This window comes from Streptomyces sp. NPDC050560, assembly GCF_044457285.1.
GTDB lineage: Bacteria > Actinomycetota > Actinomycetes > Streptomycetales > Streptomycetaceae > Streptomyces.
This window is the reverse complement of sequence record NZ_JBITGT010000003.1, coordinates 440124-464065: the sequence shown is the minus strand read 5'-3', so window position 1 is coordinate 464065 and position 23942 is coordinate 440124. Positions and strand designations below refer to the sequence as shown.

The following is a 23942-nucleotide window of genomic DNA, read 5'->3' as shown; positions in this document are numbered from 1 at the left end:
CTTTCACGAGGCAGGGGTTGCGGGCGCGTCCAGGGGGAAACGCGTGCCGGTCAGGTCCTCCGACACCTCCCACAGCCGCCGTGCCGCCGAGCCGTCATGTGCTCGGGCGGACCGTCCGACCGGCGTCGGCGCGCCGCGCATGCCCCAGAGCCGGTCGGGGCCGACATAACTGTCGCCGGGAAGGTCCGCGGTGGCGGCGTACAGGGTGGGCAGGGCGCCCTCCTCGGCACTTTGGGCGACGAGCCCGACGAGGAACTTCTCGAAGCGCAGGCCGAGGGAGGGTTTCCTCTCCGTTCGCATCAGGTTCGTCGAGGCGATGCCGGGGTGCGCGGCCGTCGAGATGACGGGTGATCCCGCGCGGGTGAGTCTGCGCTGGAGTTCGGCGGCGAACAGGAGGTTGGCCAGCTTGGACTGCGTATACGCGGCGTTGGGCCGATACTGCCTGCGCTCCCACTGGAGGTCGGAGAAGTCCAGGGAGCCGATCCGGTGCCCGAGCGAGGCAATCGTCACGACCCGCTCCCTGATGCGCGGAAGGAGCAGGTTCGTCAGGGCGAAGTGACCCAGGTGGTTGGTCCCGAACTGCAACTCGAATCCGTCCGCGGTCCGGGAAGGCGGCCCCAAGGAGAGACCGGCGTTGTTGACCAGCAGATCGACGGGGCCCGGAAGGTCACGGGCGAAGGCCCGGACGGAGGAGAGGTCGGCGAGATCGAGGGCGCGGACCTCGACCGGCCTCGTCATGGTCGCCGCCGCGATTTCCCCCTTCTCCTGATCGCGTACGGCCAGGACAACCCGAGCTCCGCGCTCGGCGAGGGCACGGGCCGTGACGAGCCCGATGCCGCTGTTCGCGCCGGTGACGACAGCGGTGCGACCGGTCAGGTCGGGCAGGTCGGCGAGAGAGAATCTGGACATACCGCGAGAGTAGGCACTGGCAACATTGTTGTCAATGAAAACATTCAGTTTGGGTAGGCTGCTCCCATGCCTGACACCATCGAGCGGCGGCCTTACCACCACGGGAATCTCCGCACGGACCTGCTCGACGCGGCGGAGCGCAGCCTGCGGGCGCACGGGGCCGAGCAGCTCTCCCTGCGGGACCTGGCACGGGACGTCGGCGTCAGCCACGCGGCACCCCGCCGGCACTTCGCGGACCGCCGCGCACTGCTCGACGCCCTCGCCGAGTCGGGCTTCATGCGCCTGGGCGAGAAGCTGCGCGCCGCGGTGAACGAGATCGGTGACGAGGACGATCTGCCCGCCCGCCTTCACGCATTCGCGTCGGCCTACGTCCGGTTCGCGACCGAGAATGCCGCGCTGACCGAGCTGATGAACTCCAGCAAGCACCGCCCGGGAGCTACGGCGGTCGCCGAGGCCGCCGCAGCCACGTTCGGTCAGATCGGCGACCTGATCAAAGACGGCCAGGAGCGCGGGGAGTTGGAGGGGGATGACCCGGAGGAGACCGGACTCATCATCTACGCAACCGTCCTGGGGATCACCTCCATGCTCAACAGCGGCATGATCGAGCCCGCACGGCTCGAAGGACTCGTGGGCACAGCGGTGACACAGTTCCTACGAGGCGCCCGCCCGGCGGAGCCGCGCTGAGCGAGTGACAAGATCACTCCCCGCCTCTACCCCGACCGACGGCGCTCGCCGCTACGGGTAGCCGGGATGGCATCCAGCAGAGCGTGAGCCGCATGGCGTCGTTCAGACCTGCTGCGTCCCTTTGTGTGCCGACTTCGCCCGGCCACCTCTCCAACTCTGCCTGGAGTTGACAAACGCGCCTGGCGAGCCGACCCGGTGCTCGGGACGGGCGCCGCACGTCTTCGCCTTGGCCCTGCAACGCGGCCTGAGCGTACGGCCCGTGACCCGCTGCCGAGCGGAGGGCGTGTCCGTGTACGCCGCACTGTGCACTGCCGCCAGCACGGTTTTCCATCGTGCGGGCCGCGCCCGAGTGCGGGTGCCGAGCCCGGTCGACCTGCGCCGTGCCGCCGGTCTGCCCGACGCCGTTGCCGGCCGGTTCGCGGGAGCGCGGACAGTAGCTCTGCACGTCCGGGTGCCGTCCGGCAGCAGCCCCCGCCGATAGACCCCGCCCCACCGGCGTTGATCCGCCCGCGCGAACGACTCGAACATCTCCGCCGCGAAGTCCTCCAGATCACACCGGACAGCAGCCAACTCCTCGCTCAGCACATCCAGTCAACGACACGGCCGATCAAGAAGACCCGCCATCGCAGATCGCACATGACCAAGCACTACCAGGGCCGTACGGCCCCGGCGCCCTCCCGCGTGGGCGGCGTCGGGGCGCGGCACACGTGCGGCGGGGGCGCGGGCCCCTGCCGCATGCCCCGTTCCGGCGCCCCGCCGTGCGGCGGGCCGGGGGTACCTGCCACGGGCCCGGGTAGAAGAGCCGGGCCCAGGGGCGGCGCACGGCCTGCCCCGGAACCGAGGAGTGAGCGTTGCACCGTAACCGGGAGGGGAAGCGGGAAGAGGAGCCGGGGCCGCGGGCCGCCGCCCCCTGGCCGCCCGACGGGCGGACCGTGCGCAGGGCCGCGCTGCGCGGAACCGGGTCGCTGGTGCTCGCGTTCGGCGCCGCCCGCGCCCTGGTGCGCGGCGCCGCGCGCCCTGGACGCCCGCCGGGGGCCGCTGCCGACACCGCGGCGGCCGCCGCGCTCACCGCGGGCGCCATGCTGGAGGCGCCGCGCTACGGGCTGCTGGTGGCGCCGGTGGCCGGGGCGGTCGCCGGGTACCGGGTCAGGGCCGGGGAGCGGCACCGCGGCGACCTCGTGGCGGGCGCCCTGATCGGTGTCGGCACGGCACTGCTGACCTGCCGCTGGTGGCCGCTGCGCCCGAAGGCCGCCGCCGCGGCGGCGCCACCGCGGCGGCCCGCGCCCGCACTGCCGGAGGGGGCGGGGCTGCGGCTCGTGGTCAACCCGTCGTCCGGCCCCACCCGCGACGGCGAGGGCGCCGCGGCCGAGCTGCGGCGGCTGCTGCCCCGCGCCCGGGTCACCGTGCTCGCCCCCGACGACGACCCGTCGCGGGTGCTTGAGGACGCCGCGCGGGACGCGGCGGGGGACGCGGGCGCGCTGGGGGTGTTCGGCGGCGACGGCACCGTGAACGCCGCCACGGGAGCCGCCGTGCGGCACGGCGTGCCGCTCGCGGTGTTCCCCGGCGGTACCTTCAACCACTTCGCCTCCGACCTCGGCAACGCGACCCCGGCCGACGTGGCGCAGGCCGTGTGCCGGGGCGAGGCGGTGGTGTCGGACGCGGGCCGCGCGGAGCCGCGGGAGGGTCCTGGGCAGTTGTTCCTGAACACCTTCAGCCTCGGTGTCTACTCGGACCTGGTGCACGTGCGCGAGCGCCTCGAACCGCGCATCGGCAAGTGGCCCGCGCTCGCGGTGGGGCTCGCCCGGGTGCTGGCCACCGGCAGCCCGGTCACGGTGGCCGTCAACGGCACCCCGAAGCGGCTGTGGCTGCTGTTCGCGGGCAACGGGGTCTACCATCCCGCGGGGTTCGCGCCCGCGTACCGCACCCGCCTCGACGACGGGCTGCTCGACGTGCGGGCCGTGGACGGCGGCAGCGCCTTCGCCAGGACCCGGCTGCTGCTCGCCGTCCTCACCGGCACCCTGCACGGCTCCCGGGTGCTCACCACCGCGCAGGTGCGGCGGCTGCGGATCGAGGTACTGGAAGGCGACCCGCGCTTCTCGTACGACGGCGAGGTCGCCGAGGCCGGTGACCGGCACCTGATGCTGGACAAGCTGCCCCGCGCGGTCACCGTGTACCGCCCCGCCGACCCCGACGGCTGGCTGTACTGAGGCGGGCCCACCGGCCCCCGGCCGGTCCGGGACCCGCATGGACCGCACGGGGGCGGGCAGACGCAACGGCGGAGCAGTCAGGAAATGGGGGTGATCGCTGTGACGACGGTGACGACGGGCGACGAGCCCGACGGGCAAGGGTCACCGACCTGGCCGGGGCACGTCGCCCTGGCCCGCGATCTGGCCCGGGAGCGACTGCGGGGCCTGGACGCCCGGGTGGTGGGCGACTGCCTGCTGGTGGTGTCGGAACTGGTCACCAACGCCATACGGCACGGCGGCGGTGTCACCCTGTTCGAGATCGTGGCGCGCGCGGGCCGGGTCGTCGTGAGTGTCGGGGACCGCAGCGGGGACGTGCCGGTGGCCACCGCGGCGCCGGGCGGGCTGCTGCCGGGGGGACACGGCTGGCCGCTGGTCTGCCGCCTCGCCGAGAAGATCACCATCAGCCCGCTGGCGGACGGCGGCAAGGCGATCCAGGTGAGCCTGGCCTACTGAGCGCCGGGTGCGCGGCCGCCGTGACCGCCGCGCACCCGGCGCCGCCCCGTCGCCCCCGCGGCGGCCCCGGCACCCCGTCGGCCACCCGGCCGTCCGTACCGCTACCCGCCTTCGCCGTGCCCCGCAAGGCGGCTGGACCGATACTGGTCCGTGCGGGGCGCGAGCCCCGGCGGCCCGCCGCGACCGCGCCCGATCCCCGGGCATACCCTGCGCGTGTCCTGGAAGATCCTGGTCAGGTGTGAGCAGTCATTGTCGACGGGAGACACACATGAAGATGCTGATCAATGTCGCGGAGACGGTCGTCGCGGACGCGCTGCGCGGCATGGCGGCGGCCCACCCCGAGCTGACCGTGGACGTGGACAACAGGGTGGTCGTGCGCAGGGACGCGCCGGTCGAGGGCAGGGTCGCGCTGGTCTCCGGCGGCGGCAGCGGGCACGAGCCGCTGCACGGCGGCTTCGTGGGCCCCGGAATGCTGTCGGCCGCCTGTCCCGGCGAGGTGTTCACCTCTCCCGTGCCCGACCAGATGGTGCGTGCCGCCGCGGCGGTGGACAGCGGCAGGGGCGTGCTGTTCATCGTGAAGAACTACACGGGCGACGTCCTCAACTTCGACATGGCGGCGGAGTTGGCCGAGGACGAGGGGGTGCAGGTCGCCAAGGTCCTGGTGAACGACGACGTGGCGGTCACCGACAGCCTGTACACGGCGGGGCGGCGCGGCACCGGCGCCACGCTGTTCGTGGAGAAGCTGGCGGGCGCCGCCGCGGAGGAGGGCCGCCCGCTTGAGGACGTGGCGGAGATCGCCCGGCGGGTGAACGAGAACTCCCGCAGCTTCGGGGTGGCGCTGAGCGCCGTCACCACGCCCGCCAAGGGCAGCCCCACCTTCGACCTGCCGCCCGGCGAGCTGGAGCTGGGCATCGGCATCCACGGAGAGCCCGGCCGTGAGCGGCGGGCCATGATGACGTCCCGGGAGATCGCCGACTTCGCGGTGGACGCGCTGCTTGACGACCTGAACCCGAGGAACCCGGTGCTCGCCCTGGTCAACGGCATGGGCGGCACCCCGCTGCTGGAGCTGTACGGGTTCAACGCCGAGGTCCAGCGGGTCCTCGCCGAGCGGAACGTCGCGGTGGCCCGCACCCTGGTGGGCAACTACGTGACCTCCCTCGACATGGCGGGCGCCTCGGTGACGCTCTGCCAGGTGGACGAGGAGCTGCTGCGGCTGTGGGACGCCCCGGTCAGCACCCCGGGGCTGCGCTGGGGCATGTGAGACCGACTCCGCACCCCCGCGGCGGGCGCGCCGTGCGCCCGCCCGGGCAGGAACCGAACACCGAGGAGATCCCTTGCTTCGAGCAGACTTCTTCCGCCGCTGGCTGACCGCGGCCGCCGCGCTCGTGGAGCGGGAGGCGGAGCGGCTGACGGCGCTCGACTCAGCCATCGGGGACGCCGACCACGGCACCAACATGAACCGGGGCTTCGCGGCCGTCCGCGTCGCCCTGGAGGCGGACGACGCCCCCGGTACCCCGGGCGCGGTGCTCGCGCTCGCGGGCCGCCGGCTGATCTCCAGCGTCGGCGGCGCCTCTGGCCCGCTGTACGGGACGCTGCTGCGGCGCACCGGCAAGGACCTGGGCGAGGTCCCCGAGGTGGACAGGGCCGGGCTCGCGCGGGCGCTGCGCGCGGGCGTGGACGCGGTGGCCAAGCTCGGCGGCGCCTCGCCCGGCGACAAGACCATGCTCGACGCGCTGGGTCCCGCGCTCGACGGCCTCGACACCTCGTTCGCGGCGGCGGCGCGGGCCGCGGAGGAGGGCGCGGTGGGCACCACGCCGCTGCTCGCCCGCAAGGGCAGGGCCAGCTATCTGGGCGAGCGCAGCATCGGGCACCAGGACCCCGGCGCCACCTCGGCGGCGCTGCTGTTCGAGGCGCTGGCGCAGACCGCGGCCGAGGAGAGCGGGGGCGGCGATGAGTGAGCAACCAGGGCACGAGGACCGCGGAGCGGGGGACGGCGCGGGCCTTGTCGGCATCGTGGTGGTGTCGCACAGCGCCGCCGTGGCCGCGTCGGTGGCCGACCTCGCGGTCGCGCTCGCGGGCGGCGGGGGCGTGCGGGTGGCGGCGGCGGGCGGCACCGAGGGCGGCGGGTTCGGCACCAGCTCCGAGCTGGTCTCGGCGGCGGCGGCACGGGTGGACGGGGGTGCGGGGGTGGCGGTCCTGGCCGACCTCGGCAGCGCCGTGCTCACCGTGAAGGCGCTGCTCGCGGAGGGCGACGAGCTGCCGCAGGAGACCCGCCTCGTGGACGCGCCGCTCCTGGAGGGCGCGGTGGCAGCCGTGGTCACCGCGTCCACGGGGGCCGGGCTCGACGCCGTGGAGGCCGCGGCAAGGGAGGCGTACGACTACCGGAAGGCGTGAGCCGTGGGCGGCTCAGCGGCGGGTGTGGGCGCGCACCAGGTCCCGGGCGAGCCCGCGGCCCTGGGCGGCGGCCGCCGCGGGGTCCTCGGGCACGGCCACCCTGGTGTTCCTGAAGACGACGTAGGTCACCCCGTCGGCGGCGCCGCCCCCCGCGGGGTCCGCGGTGATGCCGAGGGCCCGCGCGGCGGCGTACGAGGCTTCGCCGATGACGTCGGCGGGTCCTGTGTCGCCGACCACCGCGTAGACGATACGGCCGTGGTGGACCAGGGCCGCGACCTCACCGCCGCGCACGCCGGACGCCGCCGGGTCCCAGCGCCCGCCGGGGCCCGGCACGACGACGTAGGGAGTGCGTTCTGCGCTGAGGTAGCCGCCGCCGGAGCGCTCCACGGCGGTGGCGGCGGCGAACAGCGGGTCGGTGTCGGCGTTGCAGTGGGCGCCCGGCTCGCCGTCGCAGTCGATGTCGAGGTCGGCCTCCCAGTGGACGGCCCGCGGTGTGCCGCACACCGGGACGTCCTCGGGGCCGCCCTCGTCGCGCGGGTAGCGGCCGTCGGAGATCTGGTCGCAGTCCGCGGTCGCGGCGAGGAGTTCCGCGGCGCTCACCCCCGCACGGGCCGGTGGCGGCCCCGGCGCCGCCACCACGGGGGCGTGCGGCTCCTGCCGGTCGAGGCGGAGCGCGCCGGGGGCCAGCGCGACGGCGGCGAGGGCGGCCAGGAACACCACGGGGCGCGCGTGCATGCAGGGCTCCTCACGAAGGGACCGCGTCGGGCGCCCTATCCATGCCCCCTCGACGGCCACGGCACCGCGGGGCGCCCCATACGGCGCAGCGCCCCGCACCCGGCGCGGCGCGCCGCGCCGGGTGCGGGGCGCGCGGCGGGCGGAAGCGAGCGGGGCCGGCGCGGCCGGGTGACCCGGTCACCTGCACGGGCCAGGACCGCATGCGCCGTGGCCCGAGCGCGCGTTCGCTCGTGGGGAGGCGCCTCGGACCCAGCCGACCCCGGTGGCCGATCCGAAGGCCCGCCGCCGCGGCGCCGGAGGCAACCATGCGTACTTCCCGGATAGCCACGGGGCCAGGACTGATCTGCGTGGCGGCCGTGGCCGCCGCGCTGCCGCTCGCCCTGGCCCCCGCCGCGCACGCCCAGGGGCCCGACGTCTCCGTCGCGGCCACGGGCGACACGGTGCGCGCCACCACCGAGGCGTGCCGCGACGGCGGCGAGGCCGCCCTCCTCGCCGACGGCCAGGCGGTCTTCTCCCAGGGCCGCCAGGCGACCCTGGCGCGGGAGGGCGGGCTGCGCAGGGCGCTGTGGCGGAACGTCAGCCCCGGCAGCTACACGGTGATCGTGATGTGCGCCGACGGCACCACGGCGGGCACCGGCACCGCGACCGTCACGGGCGCCACCGCGCGCCCCGCCTCCCCCACCCCGACGCGTACGTCGGCGCCCCTGCCGTCCCGTACGGTCTCGCCCGCGCCCACCGAGGTGCCGTCCGCCACCGCGCTCGCCGTGCGCGGCGGTCTCGGCGGCGGCTCCCGTGACCACGGGCCCGTGACGGCGGCGATCGGCGCCACGCTGGTGGTGGCGGCCACCGGCGGCGGCACCTGGCTCGTGCGCCGCCGCACCCAGCGCCGCCACTGACCCGCCCGGACCGGGGGCGCCCCGCCGCCTCCTCGCTCCTTGCCGTACGCCGTCGCCGCCCGGGTGCGCTCCTGGCGGCGACGGCGCGGCCGGTGTCGGCCACGCTGCCGGGCCCGCGCATGACCCGCCGCCACGGCGGGCAGGCACAACAGGTCGGAGCGCCCGGGTCCCGGGCGGTGGATTCAGGGAGGCCCCCGTATGCCACGACCGCTCGGTGTCCAGTTGTACTCGGTGCGCGCGGAGCTGGCGGCGGACCGGGACGCGACGCTGGCGAGGATCGCAGGGCTCGGATACGGGGCGGTCGAGCCGTACGACGTCCTGGACCGCCCGGCGCTGCTGCGGGCCCGCCTCGGCGAGTTGGGCCTCGCGGTGTCGGGGGCGCATGTGAAGGCGCTCGTGACGCCCGGGGAGGATGTGGACCGGGTGCTCGACGCGGTGGCGGAGGCAGGCGCGCCGGACGCGATCGTGCCCGCCGGGATTCCCCCTGAGGACTTCACCACGCGCGAGGGCGTCGCCCGCGCAGCCGAGTTGCTGAACGGCCTCGCGGAGCGCGCCGCGGCGCACGGCCTGCGGCTCGGCTACCACAACCACTGGTGGGAGGTCGAGCCGCTGCTCGGGGGCCGGCACGCCCTCGAAGTGCTGGCGGACCTGCTGGAGCCCGCGGTGTTCCTCGAAGTGGACACGTACTGGGCGGCGGTGGGCGGCGCCGACGTGCCGACGCTGCTCGCCGGGCTCGGGGAGCGGGTGCGCGCGCTGCATGTGAAGGACGGGCCCGGGGTGCGTGAGGAGCCGAACGTGGCGGTGGGCTCCGGGGTGATGCGGGTGCCCGACGTGCTGGCGGCGGCGCCCGCGGACGCCTGGCGGATCGTGGAGTTCGACGCGTGCGCGGGCGATGTGTTCGCGGAGCTGGGCGCGAGCCGGGAGTACCTGGTGGGCGCGGGGGCCGCGGCGTGAGCGGCGGCGGCCCGCGTGTCGTGGGCGCGGACGCCGGGGAGGGCGTATGACGAGGGGTCCTGTCGGGGTCGCGGTGGTCGGCGCCGGGGTCATCAGCCAGCAGTATCTGAGCGTGCTCTCCACCTTTCCCGACATCCGGCTGCTGGCGGTGGCCGACCTCGACCCGGTACGGGCCGAGACGGCGGCGCGGGCGCACGGGGTGCCGGTGGCCGGGGACCTGGCGACGGCGCTCGCGGTGCCCGAGGTGGAGCTGGTGGTCAATCTGACGGTGCCCGCGGCGCACGGGCAGGTGGCGGCCGCGGCGCTGCACGCGGGCAGGCATGTGTACGGCGAGAAGCCGATCACGCTGACGCCTGGCGAGGCGGAGAAGCTGCTGTCGGAGGCGTCGGAGCGCGGCCTGCTGGTGGGCAACGCGCCGGACACGTTCCTCGGCGCGGGCCTCCAGTCGGCGCTGCGCGCGGTGCGCGCGGGCAGCATCGGCACCCCGGTGGCGGCGACGACGTCGATGCGCAGCCTCGGCCCCGAGGCGTGGCACCCCGATCCCGCGTTCCTCTACGAGCAGGGCGCGGGGCCGCTGTTCGACATCGGCCCCTACTATCTGACGGCGCTCACCGCCCTGTTCGGCGGGGTGTCGCGGGTGGCGGCGACGGCGACGAGGGCGCGTCTCGAACGGGTGGTGGGCTCGGGCCCGAAGGCGGGCACGCCGTTTCCTGTGCTGGTGCCGACGCATGTGAACGCGCTGCTTGAGTTCGCCTCCGGGGTACGCGCGGCGTCGACGTTCAGCTTCGACTCGTCGGTACGGCGGATCATGTTCGAGGTGACGGGCACCGAGGGCACCCTCGCGGTGCCCGACCCCAACACGTTCCAGGGCCCGCTGCGGGTGCGGCCCAACGGCTCGGACGACTGGCTCGACCTGCCGGTGACGGGCCGCACGGACGGGCGGGGCCTGGGGGTGCTCGACATGGCGCGGGCGATCAGGGACGGGCATCCGCACCGCGCCTCGGGCGGACTGGCGCTGCATGTGCTGCGGACGATGGCGGCGGTCGACGAGTCGGCGGCGCGCGCGGAGTTCACGGAGCCGGCGGGCGCCCCGGTGGCCCCGGTGCCGCTGCCCGAGGACTGGGACCCGACGGCGGCGACGCTGGCCTGAGGCGCCGGTCCGTGGGTGCGCGGCCCCGCCGCCGTGTCGTGGGCGGCGGGGCGGCGGGTGGCTCAGGTCGCCACGGGGACCTCGGCGGACCGCTTGGGGACCCGGGCGACGCGGAAGCGCACATCGGCGCGGTGCCGGAAGCCGAGGTTCTCGTAGAGCCGTATGGCGCCGGTGTTCTCGGCGGCGGCGTGCAGGAAGGCCCGTTCGTCGCGCGCCCGGGCCAGCGCCGTCAGGGTGGTGATCAGCCTGCCGGCGAGGCCCTGGCCGCGTGCCTCGGGTGCGGTGCAGACGGCGCTGATCTCGACCCAGCCCGGCGGGTGCATCCGCTCCCCCGCCATCGCGACGAGCCGTCCCCCGCGGCGGATGGCGAGGTAGGTGCCCAGTTCTATGGTGCGCGGCAGGAAGGGGCCCGGCTTGGTGCGGGCCACCAGGTCCAGCATGTCGGGCACGTCGGCGGGGGTGAGGCGGACCGCCTCCGGGTCGACGGCGGCGTCCGCGGCGACGTCGGTGTCGACGAGCTGGACGCCCGGCAGGCTGAGGGTGTACTCCCAGTCGGCGGGCGGCACGGCGGTGGTCAGCGGCATGGACACCTCGGCGCCGGGGCCGGCGAGGGCGGCCAGAGCGGCCCAGTCGGCGTCGGTGGGGCCGTCCGTGAAGGCGAGCCAGGGGGCGGCGTCGACGGGGTAGCGCAGCAGCCGTCCGGCGCGCTCGGCGAGGTGGGCGTGCGGTCCCGTCAGCGCGGCGAGCACCGGGTCGTCGAGGGGGTGGGTCACCTGCTCACCTCGATGACGACCTTGCCGCGTGCGTGGCCCTCCTCGACGAGGCGCAGTGCCTCGCCCGCCTGTTCCAGCGGGAGGACCTCGGTGATGTGCGGGTCGAGGGTGCCGTCGGCGGCGAGCGCGCCGACCGCGTCGAGCACGGCGGCGTTCCGCGCCCGTACGACGGGCTGTCCTCCGTAGCGGGTGACGCTCTGCTTGTCGGCCGCGGTCAGCAGCTTGGCGCGGTCGTCGAGGAGGGCGGCGGCGGTGGCGAGGACGTCGCCGCCGACGAGGTCGAGCACCCCGTCCACCCCGCCGGGCGCGGCGGCCGCGACGGCGGCGGGCAGGTCGGCGTCGGAGGGGATGTGGACGACGCCGTCGCCGAGGGAGCGCACGAAGTCCGCCTTGGCGCGGCTCGCGGTGCCGATGACGCGCAGCCCGAGGGCGGTGGCGAGCTGCACGGCGGCGACGCCGACACCGCCGCCCGCCCCGGTGACGAGGAGCGTGGCGCCGGGCGGCAGGGCGAGCTGGTGCACGGCGTCGTAGGCGGTGGCCGCGGCGACGGGGAGGGTGGCGGCGACCGCGAAGGACAGCCCCTCGGGCTTGTGCGCGGTGACGGCGGTCGGCATGAGGGTCAGCTCGGTGAAGGCGCCGTCGAGGGTGGTGCCGAAGACGGCGTCGCCCGGCGCGAAGCCCTCGACGCCCGGGCCGACGCGCTCCACGGTGCCCGCCGCCTCGCTGCCGAGGACCGCGGGCAGCGCGGCGGGGGTGCCGCCCGGGCGGGTGTAGCCGCCCCTGAGTTTGTGGTCGACGGGGTTGACGCCCGCCGCGCGCACCGCGACCAGCAGCTCGCCCCGGCCCGGCTCGGCGACCTCGCGGTCGACGAAGCTCTGGGTCTCCGGGCCGCCGTGCCGGGTGTACACATACGCCTTGGCCATGTGCCCTCTCGCTCTCGTTCACTGCGTCGGCTGCCGCCGCGCGGCGCGGGCCGACGGCGACAGCAGGTGCAAGGACCGTAGCCCGGCGGATGTTCCCGGTGGCCATCGCGTTCCGTGATACGAGACGGGGCGCGGGCACGGGGCGGGCCGATTCCGCGCGGGCGTTCGGGCAGTGCCCTGTGCGGGTGGTGATCGCCCGGTCACCGCCTGTCGGTGGGGCGGCGGGGGACGGCGCCCCAGCAGGATGCCCGCATGCACTCTGCTCCCCGTGTACGTCGGCGCCGCCCACGCGCGCCACTCGCCGCCGCGCTCGCCTGCGCCGCGGCCCTCACCTCGCTCGTCACCGCCCCGGCAGGTGCGGCCCCACGGCCCGCCGACGGGCACGCGCCGGTGGCGGCGGCCGCGGCGGCCGCGGCTCCCACCGCCGCCGAGCGCCGGGTCGAGTCCCGGTTCCGCTCCCTTCGTGAACTGCCCGGCGGGCTCGACGCGTTCGTCCGCGCCATGCCGAAGGGCGGCGAGCTGCACAGCCATCTGTCCGGCGCCGCCTCCACCGAACTGCTCGCCGATCTCGCGGTCCGCGACGGGCTGTGCCTGCGCACCTCCGACATGGTGACGGTGGAGCCGCCGTGCGGCGCCGGCACCCGGCCCGCCACCGACATGCGCACCGATCCCGCGCTGCGGGAGCGGGTGATCAGGGCGTGGTCGATGGAGGGCTTCACGCCGGGCGCCGAGTCGGGCCACGACCACTTCTTCGCCACCTTCGAGAAGTTCGGCGAGGTGACGTGGCGGCACACCGGCGAGCTGCTCGCCGACGTGCTGGACCGCGCCGCCGACCAGCACCAGCTCTACCAGGAGTTGATGACGACCCCGGCGTCGGGCGGGGCCAAGGCGTTGGCGGCGAAGGTGGGCTGGGACGCGGACATGCCGCGGATGCTGGCGTCGCTGCGCGCGGACGGCGCCCTGGACGATGTGGTGGCCGACGCGCGCCGGGAGGCGGACGCGGGGGTGGCGCAGTTCCGCGAGGTGGCCCGCTGCGACACGGCGCGGCCGCGGCCCGCGTGCTCGGTGCCCTACCGGTTCATTGCGCAGGTGAGCAGGGGCGGGGCGCCGGAGCGGGTGTTCACGCAGATCGCGCTGGGGATGGCGCTGGCCGAGCGCGATCCGCGGTACGTGGGCATCAACCTCGTACAGCCGGAGGACGGTGAGGTGGCGCTGCGGGACTACCACCTGCAGATGCGGATGGTGGGGTATCTGCGGACCCGGTTCCCGCGTGCCCATGTGTCGTTGCACGCCGGGGAGTTGGTGCCGGGCCTGGTGAAGCCGGAGGATCTGCGCTTCCATGTCGCGGACGCGGTGCGCACGGCGCGCACGGAGCGTGTCGGGCACGGGGTGGACATCGCGGGCGAGGACGGCTCGGCCGCGCTGCTGCGGCTGATGGCGCGCCGGCACGTGGCGGTGGAGACGCCGCTCACCAGCAACGACCAGATCCTCCAGGTGCGCGGGCAGGACCATCCGTTCCCGCTGTACCGCAGGTACGGGGTGCCGGTGGTGCTGGCGACGGACGACCAGGGGGTCGCGCGGATCACGATCGGCGACGAGTACGCGCGTGCGGCGCGCACCTACGGGCTCGGCTACCGGGACCTGAAGGACCTGGCGCGGGCGTCGCTCGCGTACGCGTTCCTGCCGGGCGGCGACCTGTGGCGGGCGCCGGGCCGCTACGAGACGGTGCCGCAGTGCGCGGACAGCCGCCCCGGCGCGCGCTCGCCCGGCGCGCGGTGCGCCGACTTCCTGGCGCACAGCCCGAAGGCGGCGCTCGAATGGCGGCAGGAGTCCGCGTTCGGCCGCTTCGAGACGTCGGTCCTGCACGGCGGGGTGTGACGGGGCCCGGGCCCGCCGTACGGTCGGCGGGCCCGGGCGTGCCGGGCGGCGGGGCCGGGCGTGCCGGGCGGCGGGGCCGCGTCGGACGGGGTTCAGGCGGGGCGGCGGACCGCGACGGAGTCGAGGTAGGCGTCGGCGGCGGCGAGTTCCGCGGTGGGCAGCACGGCCGCCACATAGCCGTCGGGGCGTACGAGGACCCACTCCCCCGCGGCAAGCCCGTAGGCGTCGCGGAAGTGGCCCTCGGTGTCGCGCAGTTCGCCGCGGGCTCCGATGGTGTGGACGTGCAGGCCGCGGCGGGGCGCGGGGGCTTCTGCGAGGCCGGTGCCGTGGCCGAGGAGGGTCCAGTGGGGGCCGCGGAACAGGTGGAAGAGCCGGACGGGCAGGCCCGCGGCGCCGGTGAGCGGGGCGTCGGGGGCGCGGTCGCCCGGCAGGACGCCGCCGTCGCGCCCGGGGCAGGGCAGCGACAGCGGGGAGCCGGGGTAGCCGAGGTCGAGTTGGCTGGTCTCGCGGCCGCGCCTGAAGTCCTGGTTGCGGGCCGCTTCGAGGAGCCGCTCGGACATGCCGAGCACGGCGGCGGCGATGGGGCGGCGCTCCTGCTCGTAGCTGGCGAGGAGGGTGTCGGGGGCGCCGTCGAGGGCGGCGGCGAGCTTCCAGCCCAGGTTGTAGGCGTCCTGGATACCGGTGTTGAGGCCCTGGCCGCCGGTCGGGGGGTGGCAGTGGGCGGAGTCTCCGGCGAGGAACAGCCGGCCCGAGCGGTAGCTGTCGGCGAGGCGGGCGTTCATGCCGTAGGCGGAGGCCCAGGTCACGTCGCGTACGACGATGTTGTCGGCGCCCGTGCGCTCGCGCAGCAGCGCGGTGAGCCCGTCGGCGGACAGGTCGGTGTCGCCTTCGAGCGGTATCGGGCCCTGGAGTTGGAACAGGTCGGTGCCGCGCAGCGGGCAGAGCGCGATCTGCCGCTCGGTGCGTGTGCCCCAGCGGTGCCAGGCGTCGGCGGAGACCCCGTCGACGTGGACGTCGGCGACGATCGCGCGCATCGGGAGGGTCTTGCCGGGGAAGCCGATGCCGAGGCTCTTGCGGACGAGGCTCGATCCGCCGTCGGCGCCGACCAGGTAGCGGGCGCGTACGGTGCGTTCGCCGTCCGGGGTGGCGACGGTGGCCGTCACGCCGTCGGCGTCCTGGGTGAAGCCGGTGAGTTCGTGGCCGCGGTGGACGGTGTGGCCGAACTCGGCCAGCCGCTCCGCGAGCCGCCGTTCGGTGAGGAACTGCGGGACGAGCAGCGCGCCGCGCAGGGGCTCGGCGGGGGTGGGCACCGCGGCCGCCGCGGCGGCCTCGTCCACGGCGTCGGTGTGGCCCTCGGCGGTGTGCACGCGCTGGACGGGGTAGGTTCCGCCGGAGGCGACCAGCCTGTCGATCAGGCCGAGGTCCTCGAAGACCTCCTGGCTGCGCGGCTGGATGCCCTTGCCCCGGGAGCCGACGAACGGGTGCGGGGCCTTGTCGATCAGCAGGAACGGGACTTGGCGGCGTGCCAGGTCGAGCGCCAGGGTCAGCCCGGCCGCCCCGGCGCCGCAGACGAGCACGTCGGGTTCTGCCGGGCCCGGGCGGGCGCCGGGCGGGGCGGGGGAAGGGGCGGGGGCCGGGACGGCTGTGGACATCGTGATTCCTCCGTTGGCGGGCGGTCCGCGACCGCCACCCGATTAGTACGTGACACAAACCAAATTAGTTGGTGACACATACCAACGTCAAGATAGGATCGGCGCCATGCCCGACGACGCCCCCACCGCGGCCCGCACCCCCGCGACCACCACGCCCCCGCACAGCACACCGCCGGACGCCGGGGACGCGCCCGCCTCGGACCTGGGCATCGTGGACGGGCTCGTCCAACTGTCGTTCCTGGTGCAGGAGGTCATGGCCGGGGTCGCGGCGGGCCATGAGCTGTCGGTCGCCCAACTGCGGCTGATCGGCATCCTGCGCGACCGCACCCCCCTGATGCGGGACCTCGCGCGGCATCTGAAGCTGGACAAGTCCAGCATGACCGGCCTCGTGGACCGCGCCGAGCGGCGCGACCTGGTGCGGCGCACGGTCGCCCCGCACGACAAGCGGGCGTTCCAGGTGTCGCTGACCGAGCGGGGCCGCGCGCTGGCGCACGAGGGCGAGATCGAGGTGGAGCGGCGGATCACGGCCCTCACCGAAGGGCTGTCCGAGGCGCAGCGCGCCCAGCTCTCCCTGCTGGCCGGCGCCGTCATCGCCCACCACGGGGGCCTCTGACACTCCTCCCTTGCCGCGGAAGGGGCCGACGACGTCTCGCGGTCGCCGCCCACGGCCCGGCCGGGGCGGGGGCCGTCGGCCGGTGGAGTGGTGCGGGCGGTGGCGCGGGGCGCGGCTCCCGGCTCCGTGGTGGCCGGTGTGGCAAGGAAGAGTCATGCCAGACACTTCCTCTGATAATCAGATTAATACTCGGCGCTGGTTCCTGGTCGGCACCCTCGGGGCGGGTGCGGCGGCCGTCACCGGCACCGTGCTCGCGGTGACGGCGGGCTCCTCCGGCTCCCCCGCACCGGCCGCGGCACCCGGGGCACCGGCCTCGCCCGTCGCCCCGCACCCGGGGCCCGCCGCGGTGGCGGCGCAGGGCAGGCCGCCCGCCGTGTACCGGCTGCGGCCGATCGCGGGCGACTCCTCGCTCGGCGCGCCCGCGGCCCGCCCCGAGGTGCGCACCCACGCCGAGTTCACCCTCCCGGGCAAGGCCCGCAGCATCGCGCTCACCTTCGACGACGGCCCGCACCCCGAGTACACCCCGAAGGTGCTCGCGGCCCTGCGCAAGCACGGCGTACAGGCCACCTTCTTCGTCATCGGGGAGAACGCCGCGGCCTTCCCCGGGCTGCTGCACGACATCGCCGCCGAGGGGCACGTCGTCGCCAACCACAGCTATACGCACCCCCAGTTGACGAAGCTGTCGCGGGCCGGGGTCAAGGACCAGCTCGGCAGGACGAGCGACGTCATCGAGAAGGTGCTCGGCGCCCCGCCCCGCTGGTGCCGCGCCCCGTACGGCGACTGGGACCGGCCCTCGCTCACCGAGTGCGCCGCGCTCGGCATGGAGCCGCTCGGCTGGTCCATCGACACCAACGACTGGGCGCGGCCCGGGACTTCCCGGATCGAGGCGGCGGTGACGTCGGGCGTGGAGCCGGGCTCCGTCATCCTCCAGCACGACGGCGGCGGGGACCGCTCGCAGACCGTCGACGCCGTCTCCAGCTATCTGCCGCGGCTGTTGGAGCGCGGCTACACGTTCGTACGGCCGCACGTCTGAGGCGGCGCGGCGTGGGCCCGCCCGGGGCGGCGGGCGGCCCACGCGGGGGTCAGCGGGGCCCCGGCCGGGTGGCGACGACCAGGCCGCAGCGGGGGCGGCCGTCGGCGCGGGTGCCGAGCGCGGTGAGCGGCCGGATGTCCACCTCGAAACCGGCGCGCACCAGCTCGCGGCGGATCCGCACCGGTCTGAAGGTGCGGTAGTACATCACGAACGGGGGCCGCCACAGGGCGTTGCGCAGCCGCATCGCGGTGTCGAAGCCGAGCAGCGCCAGATCGGCCGGGGTGCCGGGGCGTGGCGAGGCGGGCAGCGGGAAGGCGAGGCTGCCGCCGGGCCTGAGCACCCGCAGCACCGCGGCGAACAGCGCGGGCCGCTCGCGCGGCAGGAAGTGCCCGAACGCGCCGAAGCTCACCACCAGGTCGAACGCCTGCCGGTACGGCAGCGCCAGCGCGTCGCCCCGTACCAGGTGCGCGGGCGTACGGGCGGCGGCGGCCGCGGCGCGTGCCTGCCGGAGCATGCCGGTGCTCACGTCGACCCCGGTGACCAGCTCCCCGCACACGGCGTCGAGCACCCCGAGCCCGGCGCCGGTGCCGCAGCACAGGTCGAGCCCGGTGCGGTAGGGGCCGCGGCGGCGAAGCTGCGCGGTGACGGCGTCGAGCACGGGGGCGGGGGTGCGGAAGGGGGTGGCGTCGAACTTCGGGGCGAGCAGGTCGTAGCCGCGCTCGACGGAGGACAGCGCCTGGACCGCCAGCTCGCGCAGGGTGGGGCCGTGGGGTGCGAACATCGCGGCCAGCATAGCCAGCGCGCCTGGGCCCGGTCGTGAGGGCGCCAGGGCGGGCCGCCGGGGGCGCGGTGCTTTTCCGGCCAGGAAATCCAAACGGGGTGCCGCGGGGCGGTCCGCGAGAGACTGTGATGCGGCGTCACACGGCGCGGGCACGCGGCGGGCGCGCGGGCCGGGCGCGGCCCGTACCAGGACCGGAGGGAGACCGGTGAGCGGCAAGAGGATGAGGAGGCTCCTCGCGGAGCTGGCGGCGCGCACGGCCGGGGGCCTGGAGCGTCCGGCGGCGCCCGAGGCGCTGATGCGGGCGCTGTGCGACGCCATGGCCGAGCGCCAGGGCAGGCCGCTGCACCTGTACTTCAGACCGTTCCCCGACGGGCTCGGCGCCTCCGGGCTCTATCTCGACTTCGACGGCGCCGCCACCATCATCGTCGAGGAGCGGACCACGCCCGAGCACCAACTCCTCATCCTGGGCCATGAGCTGTGGCACCTTGAGCAGGGCGACCACGGGCACCTGGCCGCGGACGCGGCGGCCGCCGCGCGCTCGTTCACGGACGACGGCGGCGGCTGGGACGGCGTGGTGGCGGTCGCCGCACGCGCGGTCTCCGACGGCGGCGCCGAGTCCGCGGCGGAGACCTTCGGACTGCTGTGCAGGGGCAGGTTCGGGCCCTGGCTGCGCGAGCAGGGCGCCGGGGAGCCCGTCGGCCAGGACACCGTGGAGGGCCGTATCGCCTCGGCACTCGAACCGCGCCCCCGGCCGTGACCCGTGCCCGCGCACGTGCCGTTCCTCGCCTACGCGGTCCCCGCGCTCGCGCTGTGCGCGGCGCTGCTGCCGCGGCTGCCCGGCATCGTCCGGGCATGGCGCGACCCTGGCACCCGTGACCTGCGGGCCGTCGCCGGGGTGCTCGCGCTCGCCCTCTGTGTGTTCGTGGTGGCGGCGCCGCGCGCCCTCGCCTTCGAGAACCGGCTCCTCGGCGTCCCCAACATCGCGGCGCCCCTCACCTACACCGTGCTCACCTGCTTCGACGCGGCCTGTCTCGCCCTGCTCATCACCTGGCGTGAGGGCGCGTCGGCGCGGCGGCGGCGGAAGATCCGCCGGGTGTGGGGCGGCTACGCGTGCGTCGTCGCGGGCCTGTGGGTGACCTTCGGCCTCGCCGACATGCGCGTGGAGCGGCTGCGCGATCTGGACACGTACTACGCGAACACCCCATGGGCGAGGGAGCACATCGTGCTCTACCTGCTCGGGCACACCGCCGGGGTGCTCGCCGCGATCCGGCTGATCGCCGCCTGGGTGGGCACGGTGCGCCGACGGCTGCGCGCGGGCCTCGTCGCCATGCTGGCCGGCCAACTCCTCGGCCTGGCGTACGACATCGCCAAGTTCACCGCGGTCGTTGCGCGTTGGGCGGGGCGCGACGCGGACTGGCTCAGCACGGTGCTCGCGCCGCCGCTCGCCGCGGGCTGCGCGGTCCTGGTCGCGCTCGGCTTCCTGCTGCCCCAGGCGGCGCCGCACCTCGCCGCGTGCCGGCGGGCCAGGCGCTCCTACCGGGCCCTTGGACCGCTGTGGCGGACGCTGCGCCCGCTCGGGCCGGGACCGGTGCTCGCCCGGGTCGGCTGGTGGTCCCCGTACGAACTGCGGCTGCTGCGGCGCCAGTCGGAGATCAGCGACGGGCTGCTGCGGCTGGCGCCGTGTCTCGACGCGGAGTTGCGCGGCCGGGTACGCGCGCAGGCGCGCAGCGCGGGACACGCGGACGCCGAGGCGCGCGGGATCGCCGGTGCGGCCGACATACTCGACGCCATGGTGAGATACCGGGTCGAAGGGCCCGCCGACGGCGCCCGCGCCACGGCACTGTCCGAGGACTTCCGCGCCGTGGAGCCGGTGTCCCTGGCCCTGCGCAGGCCCGCCGTGGTGGCGCGCTGTCTGCGCGCGGCCGGACGGAGCGTGCCCGCCGACCATGAGTGAACCCACCGCCGTCGTGATCGGCGGCAGCCTCACGGGACTGCTGGCCGCGGCCGCGCTCTCCCGCTACGCGGACGTCACCGTCGTCGAGCGCGACACCCTCCCCGAGGGGCCCGCGCCCCGCAGGGGGCTGCCGCAGGCACGGCACGCGCACCTGCTGTGGTCCGGGGGGATCGGCGCGATCGAGAGCGTGCTGCCCGGCTTCCCCGACGCGCTGGTCGCGGCGGGCGGGCGGCGCGTGCCGATGTTCGCCGACCTGGTGTCGCTCAGCCCGCAGGGGCCCTGGCTGCCCCGCTGGGACCATCCGCACAGCATGCTGGTCGCCAGCCGCGACCTCCTCGACGCCACCGTCCGCGCCCGGGTGCTCGCGACGGCGCGTGTCGGGCTCCTGGAGCAGGCCGACGCGCTCGGCCTGACCGGCGACGCCCGGCGGGTGACGGGCGTACGGGTGCTGCGCGACGGCGCCGAGTCCGTGCTCGGGGCCGACCTCGTCGTCGACGCGAGCGGCCGCGGCACCCGCGCCCCGGTCTGGCTCTCGGCGCTCGGCCTGCCGCCGGTGCGGGTGCGCACCGTGGACTCGGGGGTGGGCTACGCGACCCGTGTCTTCCGCGCCCCGACCGGCGCGCTCCCGGTGGTCAACGTCCAGGCCGACCCGCGCTCCGGCGGTCCTGGCAGGACCGGGGTGATCCTGCCGGTGGAGGGCGGCCGCTGGGTCGTCACCCTCTCCGGCACCAGGGGTGCGCGGCCGGACGACGACCCGGACGCGTTCGAGGCGTTCGCGCGCTCGCTCAGGCACCCGGTCATCGGCGAGCTGATCGCGGGCGCCGAGCCGCTGACCGGGGTCGCCGTCAGCCGCAGCACGGCCAGTCTGCGCCGCTACTACGAGCGCTGCGCGCACTGGCCGGAGGGGTTCGTGGCGCTCGGGGACGCGGTGGCCACGTACAACCCGCTGTACGGCCACGGGATGTCGGCGGCGGCGCTGAGCGTGGTCGCGCTGCGTGAGCGCGTCGCCCGCGACGGGCTCGCCGCCCCCGGGCTCGCGCGGCGCGTCCAGCGGGCCGCCGCGGGGCCCGTCGGCACCGCCTGGGACGTGGCGGTCACCCAGGACAGTTGCTACGAGGGGGCGAGCGAGCGGCCGCCGACGGCCGTGGAGCGGCTGTTCGGCGCCTATCTCGACCGGGTGGTCGTCGCGGGCGGCCGCAGCCGTGGGGCGTCGCTCGCGATGCTCGACGTGATGAGCATGAGCAGGCCGCCCGCCCGGCTCCTCACCCTGCCGGTGCTTGCCGCCGCGCTGCGCCACGGGCGCCGCGGCCGGCCCGCGGGCGACCCGCCGCTGCTGCCCCACGAGCGCGCGGGCACGGGGCGGCCCGGCGGTCAGCCGCCTCCGCAGGACGGCTGAGAGACCGCGGGTGGTTCCCCTCGGCGGCCCCGCTCACGCCCCCGGCGGTGCCACCGAGTCCCGTACCACCAGGTGGGTGCCGAGGACCACGTGGTCCGGCTCGTCCTGGGGTCCCGTGCGGGGGCGCAGGGCGTGGCGGACGGCGGTGCGGCCGAGTTCGCGGTAGGGGACGTGGACGGTGGTGAGGCGGGGGGTGAGGTCGACGGTGAGGGGGATGTCGTCGTAGCCGACCAGGGAGACGTCCTCGGGGACCCGGACGCCGCGGTCCCTGAGGACGGAGAGCGCCCCGGCGGCGACCATGTCGGTGGCGGCGACGACCGCGGTGAAGCGGACCCCTTCGTCCAGGGCGCGGCGCAGCGAACGCACTCCGGACTCCCGCGAGAAGCTGAGGTCGCCGGGGATCTGGAGGGCGGGGTCGGGATCGACGCCGAAGGACGTGAGGGCGCGCAGATAGCCCGCGAGGCGGGCGGAGGCGGTGAGGTGGCCCGCCCGGCCGCCGAGGAACGCGACCCGGCGGTGGCCCTGGGAGAGGACGTGGGCGGTGGCGGCGTAGGCACCGGCTTCGTTGTCGTAGTCGACGACGGTGACGGGGGCCTCCTCGCGCAGCGGCGGGTGGCCGCAGAGCACGAGGCGGGAGCCGGAGGCGGCGAGGGCGCGCGCGTAGGAGGCGAGGCGCTCCTGGGCGGCGTCGTCGTCGGTGGTGCCGCCGATGAGGATGACGGCCTCGGTGCCCTGGGTGCGCATCAGGTCGATGACGGCGGCCTGCCGCTCGCTGTCGCCGCCCGTGGTGCACACCACGCAGATCCGGCCGCACTCCGCCGCCTCCTCCTCGACCCCGGCGGCGGCCTGGGCGAAGGAGGGCCCGGTGATGTCGTCGAGGACGAAGGCGATGGTCCTGCTGGCGCCGACCTGGAGGGCGCGGGCGTGGGCGTTGACCACGTAGTCGAGGCGGCGCACGGCGCGCATGACCTTGTTGCGGGTGCTCACCGACACCGGGTAGTTGTCGGCGAGCACCCGGGAGACCGTGGCGACGGAGACGCCCGCGAGGTCCGCCACGTCCCGCAGGGTGGCGCGCCGCGGCGGGCGCGCCGCGGGCGCCCTGCGCGGTGCCCGCGGCCTGGGTGCCGTGGCGTCCGCGGGCGCCCCACCGGCTTCTTCACGACTGGATGTCACGGTCCGACGCTACTGCATGCCGTGGGGGCGCCCGGGCCGCGCGGGTGGGCTCGTGGGCCGCTCACCAGTCGTGGACCGTGCCGTCGGCGAGCCTGTTGACGGGGAGGTAGGCGGGCGCGTAGGGGAAGCGCTCGGCGGCGGCCAGGTCGAGGCCGACGCCGAGGCCCGGGGTGTCGGAGGGGTGCAGCAGCCCGTCGGTGAAGGTGAAGGAGGTGCGGAAGACCTCCAGGGTCTCGGGGGCGTGCCGCATGTACTCCTGGATGCCGAAGTTGTGCACGGCCAGGTCGAGATGGAGGGCGGCCGCCATGCCGACGGGTGAGATGTCGGTGGGGCCGTGGATGCCCGACCTGATGCCGAAGTGCCCTGCCATGTCCAGGAGTCTGCGCAGGCCGGTGACGCCTCCGGCGTGGGTGACGGCGGAGCGCACGTAGTCGATCAGGCGCTCCTGGAGCAGCACCGTGTAGTCGTGGGCGGAGTTGAAGACCTCGCCGATGGCGAGCGGGGTGGTGGTGTGCTGGCGGATGAGGCGCAGCGCGGTCTGGTCCTCGGCGGGGGTGGCGTCCTCCAGCCAGAACAGGTCGTACGGTTCGAGGTCCTTGCCGAGGCGCGCGGCCTGGATGGGGGTCATGCGGTGGTGGCCGTCGTGCAGCAGGGGCAGCCCGGGGCCGAACTCGGCGCGTACCGCCTCGAAGACGGTGGGGACGTGGCGCAGGTAGGCGCGGGTGTCCCAGGTCTCCTCCGCGGGGAGGGGGCGGCGGCGTGCGGGCTCGTAGTCGTAGCGCTCGCCACCGCCCGCGGCGGAGGAGGCCACGCCGTAGACGGAGTCGAGTCCGGGGATGCCGGTCTGTACCCGGATGGCGCGGTAGCCGCGCTCCAGGTGGGCGCGGACCGAGTCGAGGAGTTCGGGTACGTCGCGCCCCGAGGCGTGCCCGTAGGCGAGGGCGCCGGTGCGGGAGGCGCCGCCGAGTAGCTGGTAGAGGGGCATCCCTGCGGCCTTGGCCTTGATGTCCCACAGGGCGGTGTCGACGGCGGCGACGGCGGCCATGGTGACCGGGCCGCGCCGCCAGTAGGCGCCGCGGTAGAGGTACTGCCAGGTGTCCTCGATACGGGAGGCGTCGCGGCCTTCGAGGAGCGGGGCGACGTGGTCGCGGAGGTAGGAGGCGACGGACAGCTCCCGGCCGTTGAGGGTGGCGTCGCCGAGCCCGGTGAGGCCGTCGTCGGTGGTGATCACGAGGGTGACGAAGTTGCGCGCGGGGCTGGTGACCACGACGTCGGCGCTGGCGATCCGCATGGGCTCTGCCTCTCCTCGGGGGTTGGCGGTCCGTGGGCATTCTTTCCCATCGGG

The 23942-nt window shown here is 75.7% G+C and carries 23 protein-coding genes; 15 read left to right on the top strand and 8 right to left on the bottom strand.

Annotated elements, in window-relative coordinates; all coding sequences use genetic code 11:
* Nucleotides 1–3: 3 nt before the first annotated feature.
* A complete protein-coding gene (locus ACIBIW_RS09495) occupies nucleotides 4–909 on the bottom strand; it encodes an oxidoreductase (RefSeq protein WP_399333771.1) in 906 nt (301 codons plus the stop codon).
* Between the two features lie 66 nt (nucleotides 910–975).
* Here ACIBIW_RS09495 and ACIBIW_RS09490 point away from each other — a divergent pair, with 66 nt between their 5' ends.
* The 6 genes from ACIBIW_RS09490 (at nucleotide 976) to ACIBIW_RS09465 (ending at nucleotide 6686) form a co-directional block, all read left to right on the top strand.
* Nucleotides 976–1593 (top strand): TetR/AcrR family transcriptional regulator, encoded by a 618-nt coding sequence (locus ACIBIW_RS09490; protein ID WP_399333769.1) that lies wholly within the window; start codon nucleotides 976–978, stop codon nucleotides 1591–1593.
* Between the two features lie 851 nt (nucleotides 1594–2444).
* Nucleotides 2445–3800, top strand: a complete 1356-nt coding sequence (locus tag ACIBIW_RS09485) for a diacylglycerol/lipid kinase family protein (RefSeq protein WP_399333767.1) — start codon at nucleotides 2445–2447, stop codon at nucleotides 3798–3800.
* Between the two features lie 90 nt (nucleotides 3801–3890).
* Complete coding sequence (locus tag ACIBIW_RS09480) at nucleotides 3891–4292, top strand: ATP-binding protein (protein ID WP_399333765.1); 402 nt, start codon at nucleotides 3891–3893, stop codon at nucleotides 4290–4292.
* Between the two features lie 268 nt (nucleotides 4293–4560).
* On the top strand, nucleotides 4561–5553 hold the full coding sequence (dhaK, locus tag ACIBIW_RS09475) for a dihydroxyacetone kinase subunit DhaK (RefSeq protein WP_399333763.1): 993 nt from the start codon (nucleotides 4561–4563) through the stop codon (nucleotides 5551–5553).
* Between the two features lie 73 nt (nucleotides 5554–5626).
* Complete coding sequence (dhaL, locus tag ACIBIW_RS09470; RefSeq protein ID WP_399333761.1) at nucleotides 5627–6250, top strand: dihydroxyacetone kinase subunit DhaL; 624 nt, start codon at nucleotides 5627–5629, stop codon at nucleotides 6248–6250.
* Nucleotides 6243–6686, top strand: coding sequence for a PTS-dependent dihydroxyacetone kinase phosphotransferase subunit DhaM (locus ACIBIW_RS09465; protein ID WP_399333759.1), 444 nt, complete (start codon nucleotides 6243–6245; stop codon nucleotides 6684–6686). Before dhaL ends, ACIBIW_RS09465 begins: the two co-directional genes overlap by 8 nt.
* A gap of 12 nt (nucleotides 6687–6698) precedes the next feature.
* Here the strand turns inward: ACIBIW_RS09465 and ACIBIW_RS09460 are convergent, their stop codons facing one another.
* Nucleotides 6699–7421 (bottom strand): glycoside hydrolase family 75 protein, encoded by a 723-nt coding sequence (locus ACIBIW_RS09460; RefSeq protein WP_399333756.1) that lies wholly within the window; start codon nucleotides 7419–7421, stop codon nucleotides 6699–6701.
* A 305-nt stretch (nucleotides 7422–7726) separates the two neighbouring features.
* Here ACIBIW_RS09460 and ACIBIW_RS09455 point away from each other — a divergent pair, with 305 nt between their 5' ends.
* The 3 genes from ACIBIW_RS09455 (at nucleotide 7727) to ACIBIW_RS09445 (ending at nucleotide 10421) form a co-directional block, all read left to right on the top strand.
* Nucleotides 7727–8317, top strand: a complete 591-nt coding sequence (locus ACIBIW_RS09455; protein WP_399333754.1) for a hypothetical protein — start codon at nucleotides 7727–7729, stop codon at nucleotides 8315–8317.
* A 198-nt stretch (nucleotides 8318–8515) separates the two neighbouring features.
* On the top strand, nucleotides 8516–9271 hold the full coding sequence (locus ACIBIW_RS09450) for a sugar phosphate isomerase/epimerase family protein (RefSeq protein ID WP_399333752.1): 756 nt from the start codon (nucleotides 8516–8518) through the stop codon (nucleotides 9269–9271).
* Nucleotides 9272–9317: 46 nt separating this feature from the next.
* Nucleotides 9318–10421, top strand: coding sequence for a Gfo/Idh/MocA family protein (locus ACIBIW_RS09445; RefSeq protein WP_399333750.1), 1104 nt, complete (start codon nucleotides 9318–9320; stop codon nucleotides 10419–10421).
* A gap of 62 nt (nucleotides 10422–10483) precedes the next feature.
* Here the strand turns inward: ACIBIW_RS09445 and ACIBIW_RS09440 are convergent, their stop codons facing one another.
* Together ACIBIW_RS09440 and ACIBIW_RS09435 are read right to left on the bottom strand one after the other, a co-directional pair.
* A complete protein-coding gene (locus ACIBIW_RS09440) occupies nucleotides 10484–11194 on the bottom strand; it encodes a GNAT family N-acetyltransferase (protein ID WP_399333748.1) in 711 nt (236 codons plus the stop codon).
* The gene (locus tag ACIBIW_RS09435; RefSeq protein WP_399333746.1) at nucleotides 11191–12117 is read right to left on the bottom strand and encodes an NADP-dependent oxidoreductase; all 927 of its coding nucleotides are present in this window, start codon (nucleotides 12115–12117) and stop codon (nucleotides 11191–11193) included. The genes ACIBIW_RS09440 and ACIBIW_RS09435 overlap by 4 nt, the downstream gene beginning before the upstream one ends.
* 252 nt (nucleotides 12118–12369) lie before the next feature.
* Here ACIBIW_RS09435 and ACIBIW_RS09430 point away from each other — a divergent pair, with 252 nt between their 5' ends.
* A complete protein-coding gene (locus ACIBIW_RS09430; RefSeq protein ID WP_399333744.1) occupies nucleotides 12370–13995 on the top strand; it encodes an adenosine deaminase in 1626 nt (541 codons plus the stop codon).
* Between the two features lie 92 nt (nucleotides 13996–14087).
* Here ACIBIW_RS09430 and ACIBIW_RS09425 read toward each other — a convergent pair whose 3' ends face one another.
* Nucleotides 14088–15647, bottom strand: coding sequence for an FAD-dependent oxidoreductase (locus tag ACIBIW_RS09425; RefSeq protein ID WP_399333742.1), 1560 nt, complete (start codon nucleotides 15645–15647; stop codon nucleotides 14088–14090).
* Between the two features lie 106 nt (nucleotides 15648–15753).
* Here ACIBIW_RS09425 and ACIBIW_RS09420 point away from each other — a divergent pair, with 106 nt between their 5' ends.
* Nucleotides 15754–16260, top strand: a complete 507-nt coding sequence (locus ACIBIW_RS09420) for a MarR family winged helix-turn-helix transcriptional regulator (RefSeq protein ID WP_399333740.1) — start codon at nucleotides 15754–15756, stop codon at nucleotides 16258–16260.
* Nucleotides 16261–16414: 154 nt separating this feature from the next.
* Complete coding sequence (locus ACIBIW_RS09415; protein ID WP_399333738.1) at nucleotides 16415–17293, top strand: polysaccharide deacetylase family protein; 879 nt, start codon at nucleotides 16415–16417, stop codon at nucleotides 17291–17293.
* Between the two features lie 49 nt (nucleotides 17294–17342).
* On the opposite strand, the gene ACIBIW_RS09410 is transcribed toward ACIBIW_RS09415, so the two are convergent.
* Nucleotides 17343–18074, bottom strand: a complete 732-nt coding sequence (locus tag ACIBIW_RS09410) for a class I SAM-dependent methyltransferase (RefSeq protein WP_399333736.1) — start codon at nucleotides 18072–18074, stop codon at nucleotides 17343–17345.
* A 205-nt stretch (nucleotides 18075–18279) separates the two neighbouring features.
* Here ACIBIW_RS09410 and ACIBIW_RS09405 point away from each other — a divergent pair, with 205 nt between their 5' ends.
* The 3 genes from ACIBIW_RS09405 to ACIBIW_RS09395 are packed head-to-tail and all read left to right on the top strand — an operon-like array spanning nucleotide 18280 to nucleotide 21424.
* Complete coding sequence (locus ACIBIW_RS09405; protein ID WP_399333734.1) at nucleotides 18280–18831, top strand: hypothetical protein; 552 nt, start codon at nucleotides 18280–18282, stop codon at nucleotides 18829–18831.
* Nucleotides 18832–18834: 3 nt separating this feature from the next.
* Nucleotides 18835–20028 (top strand): MAB_1171c family putative transporter, encoded by a 1194-nt coding sequence (locus ACIBIW_RS09400; protein WP_399333732.1) that lies wholly within the window; start codon nucleotides 18835–18837, stop codon nucleotides 20026–20028.
* The gene (locus tag ACIBIW_RS09395; RefSeq protein ID WP_399333730.1) at nucleotides 20021–21424 is read left to right on the top strand and encodes an NAD(P)/FAD-dependent oxidoreductase; all 1404 of its coding nucleotides are present in this window, start codon (nucleotides 20021–20023) and stop codon (nucleotides 21422–21424) included. The genes ACIBIW_RS09400 and ACIBIW_RS09395 overlap by 8 nt, the downstream gene beginning before the upstream one ends.
* A 33-nt stretch (nucleotides 21425–21457) precedes the next feature.
* On the opposite strand, the gene ACIBIW_RS09390 is transcribed toward ACIBIW_RS09395, so the two are convergent.
* Nucleotides 21458–22597, bottom strand: coding sequence for a LacI family DNA-binding transcriptional regulator (locus ACIBIW_RS09390; protein ID WP_399333728.1), 1140 nt, complete (start codon nucleotides 22595–22597; stop codon nucleotides 21458–21460).
* 61 nt (nucleotides 22598–22658) lie between these two features.
* Nucleotides 22659–23888 (bottom strand): D-mannonate dehydratase ManD, encoded by a 1230-nt coding sequence (gene manD / locus ACIBIW_RS09385; RefSeq protein WP_399333726.1) that lies wholly within the window; start codon nucleotides 23886–23888, stop codon nucleotides 22659–22661.
* Between the last annotated feature and the right edge of the window lie 54 nt (nucleotides 23889–23942).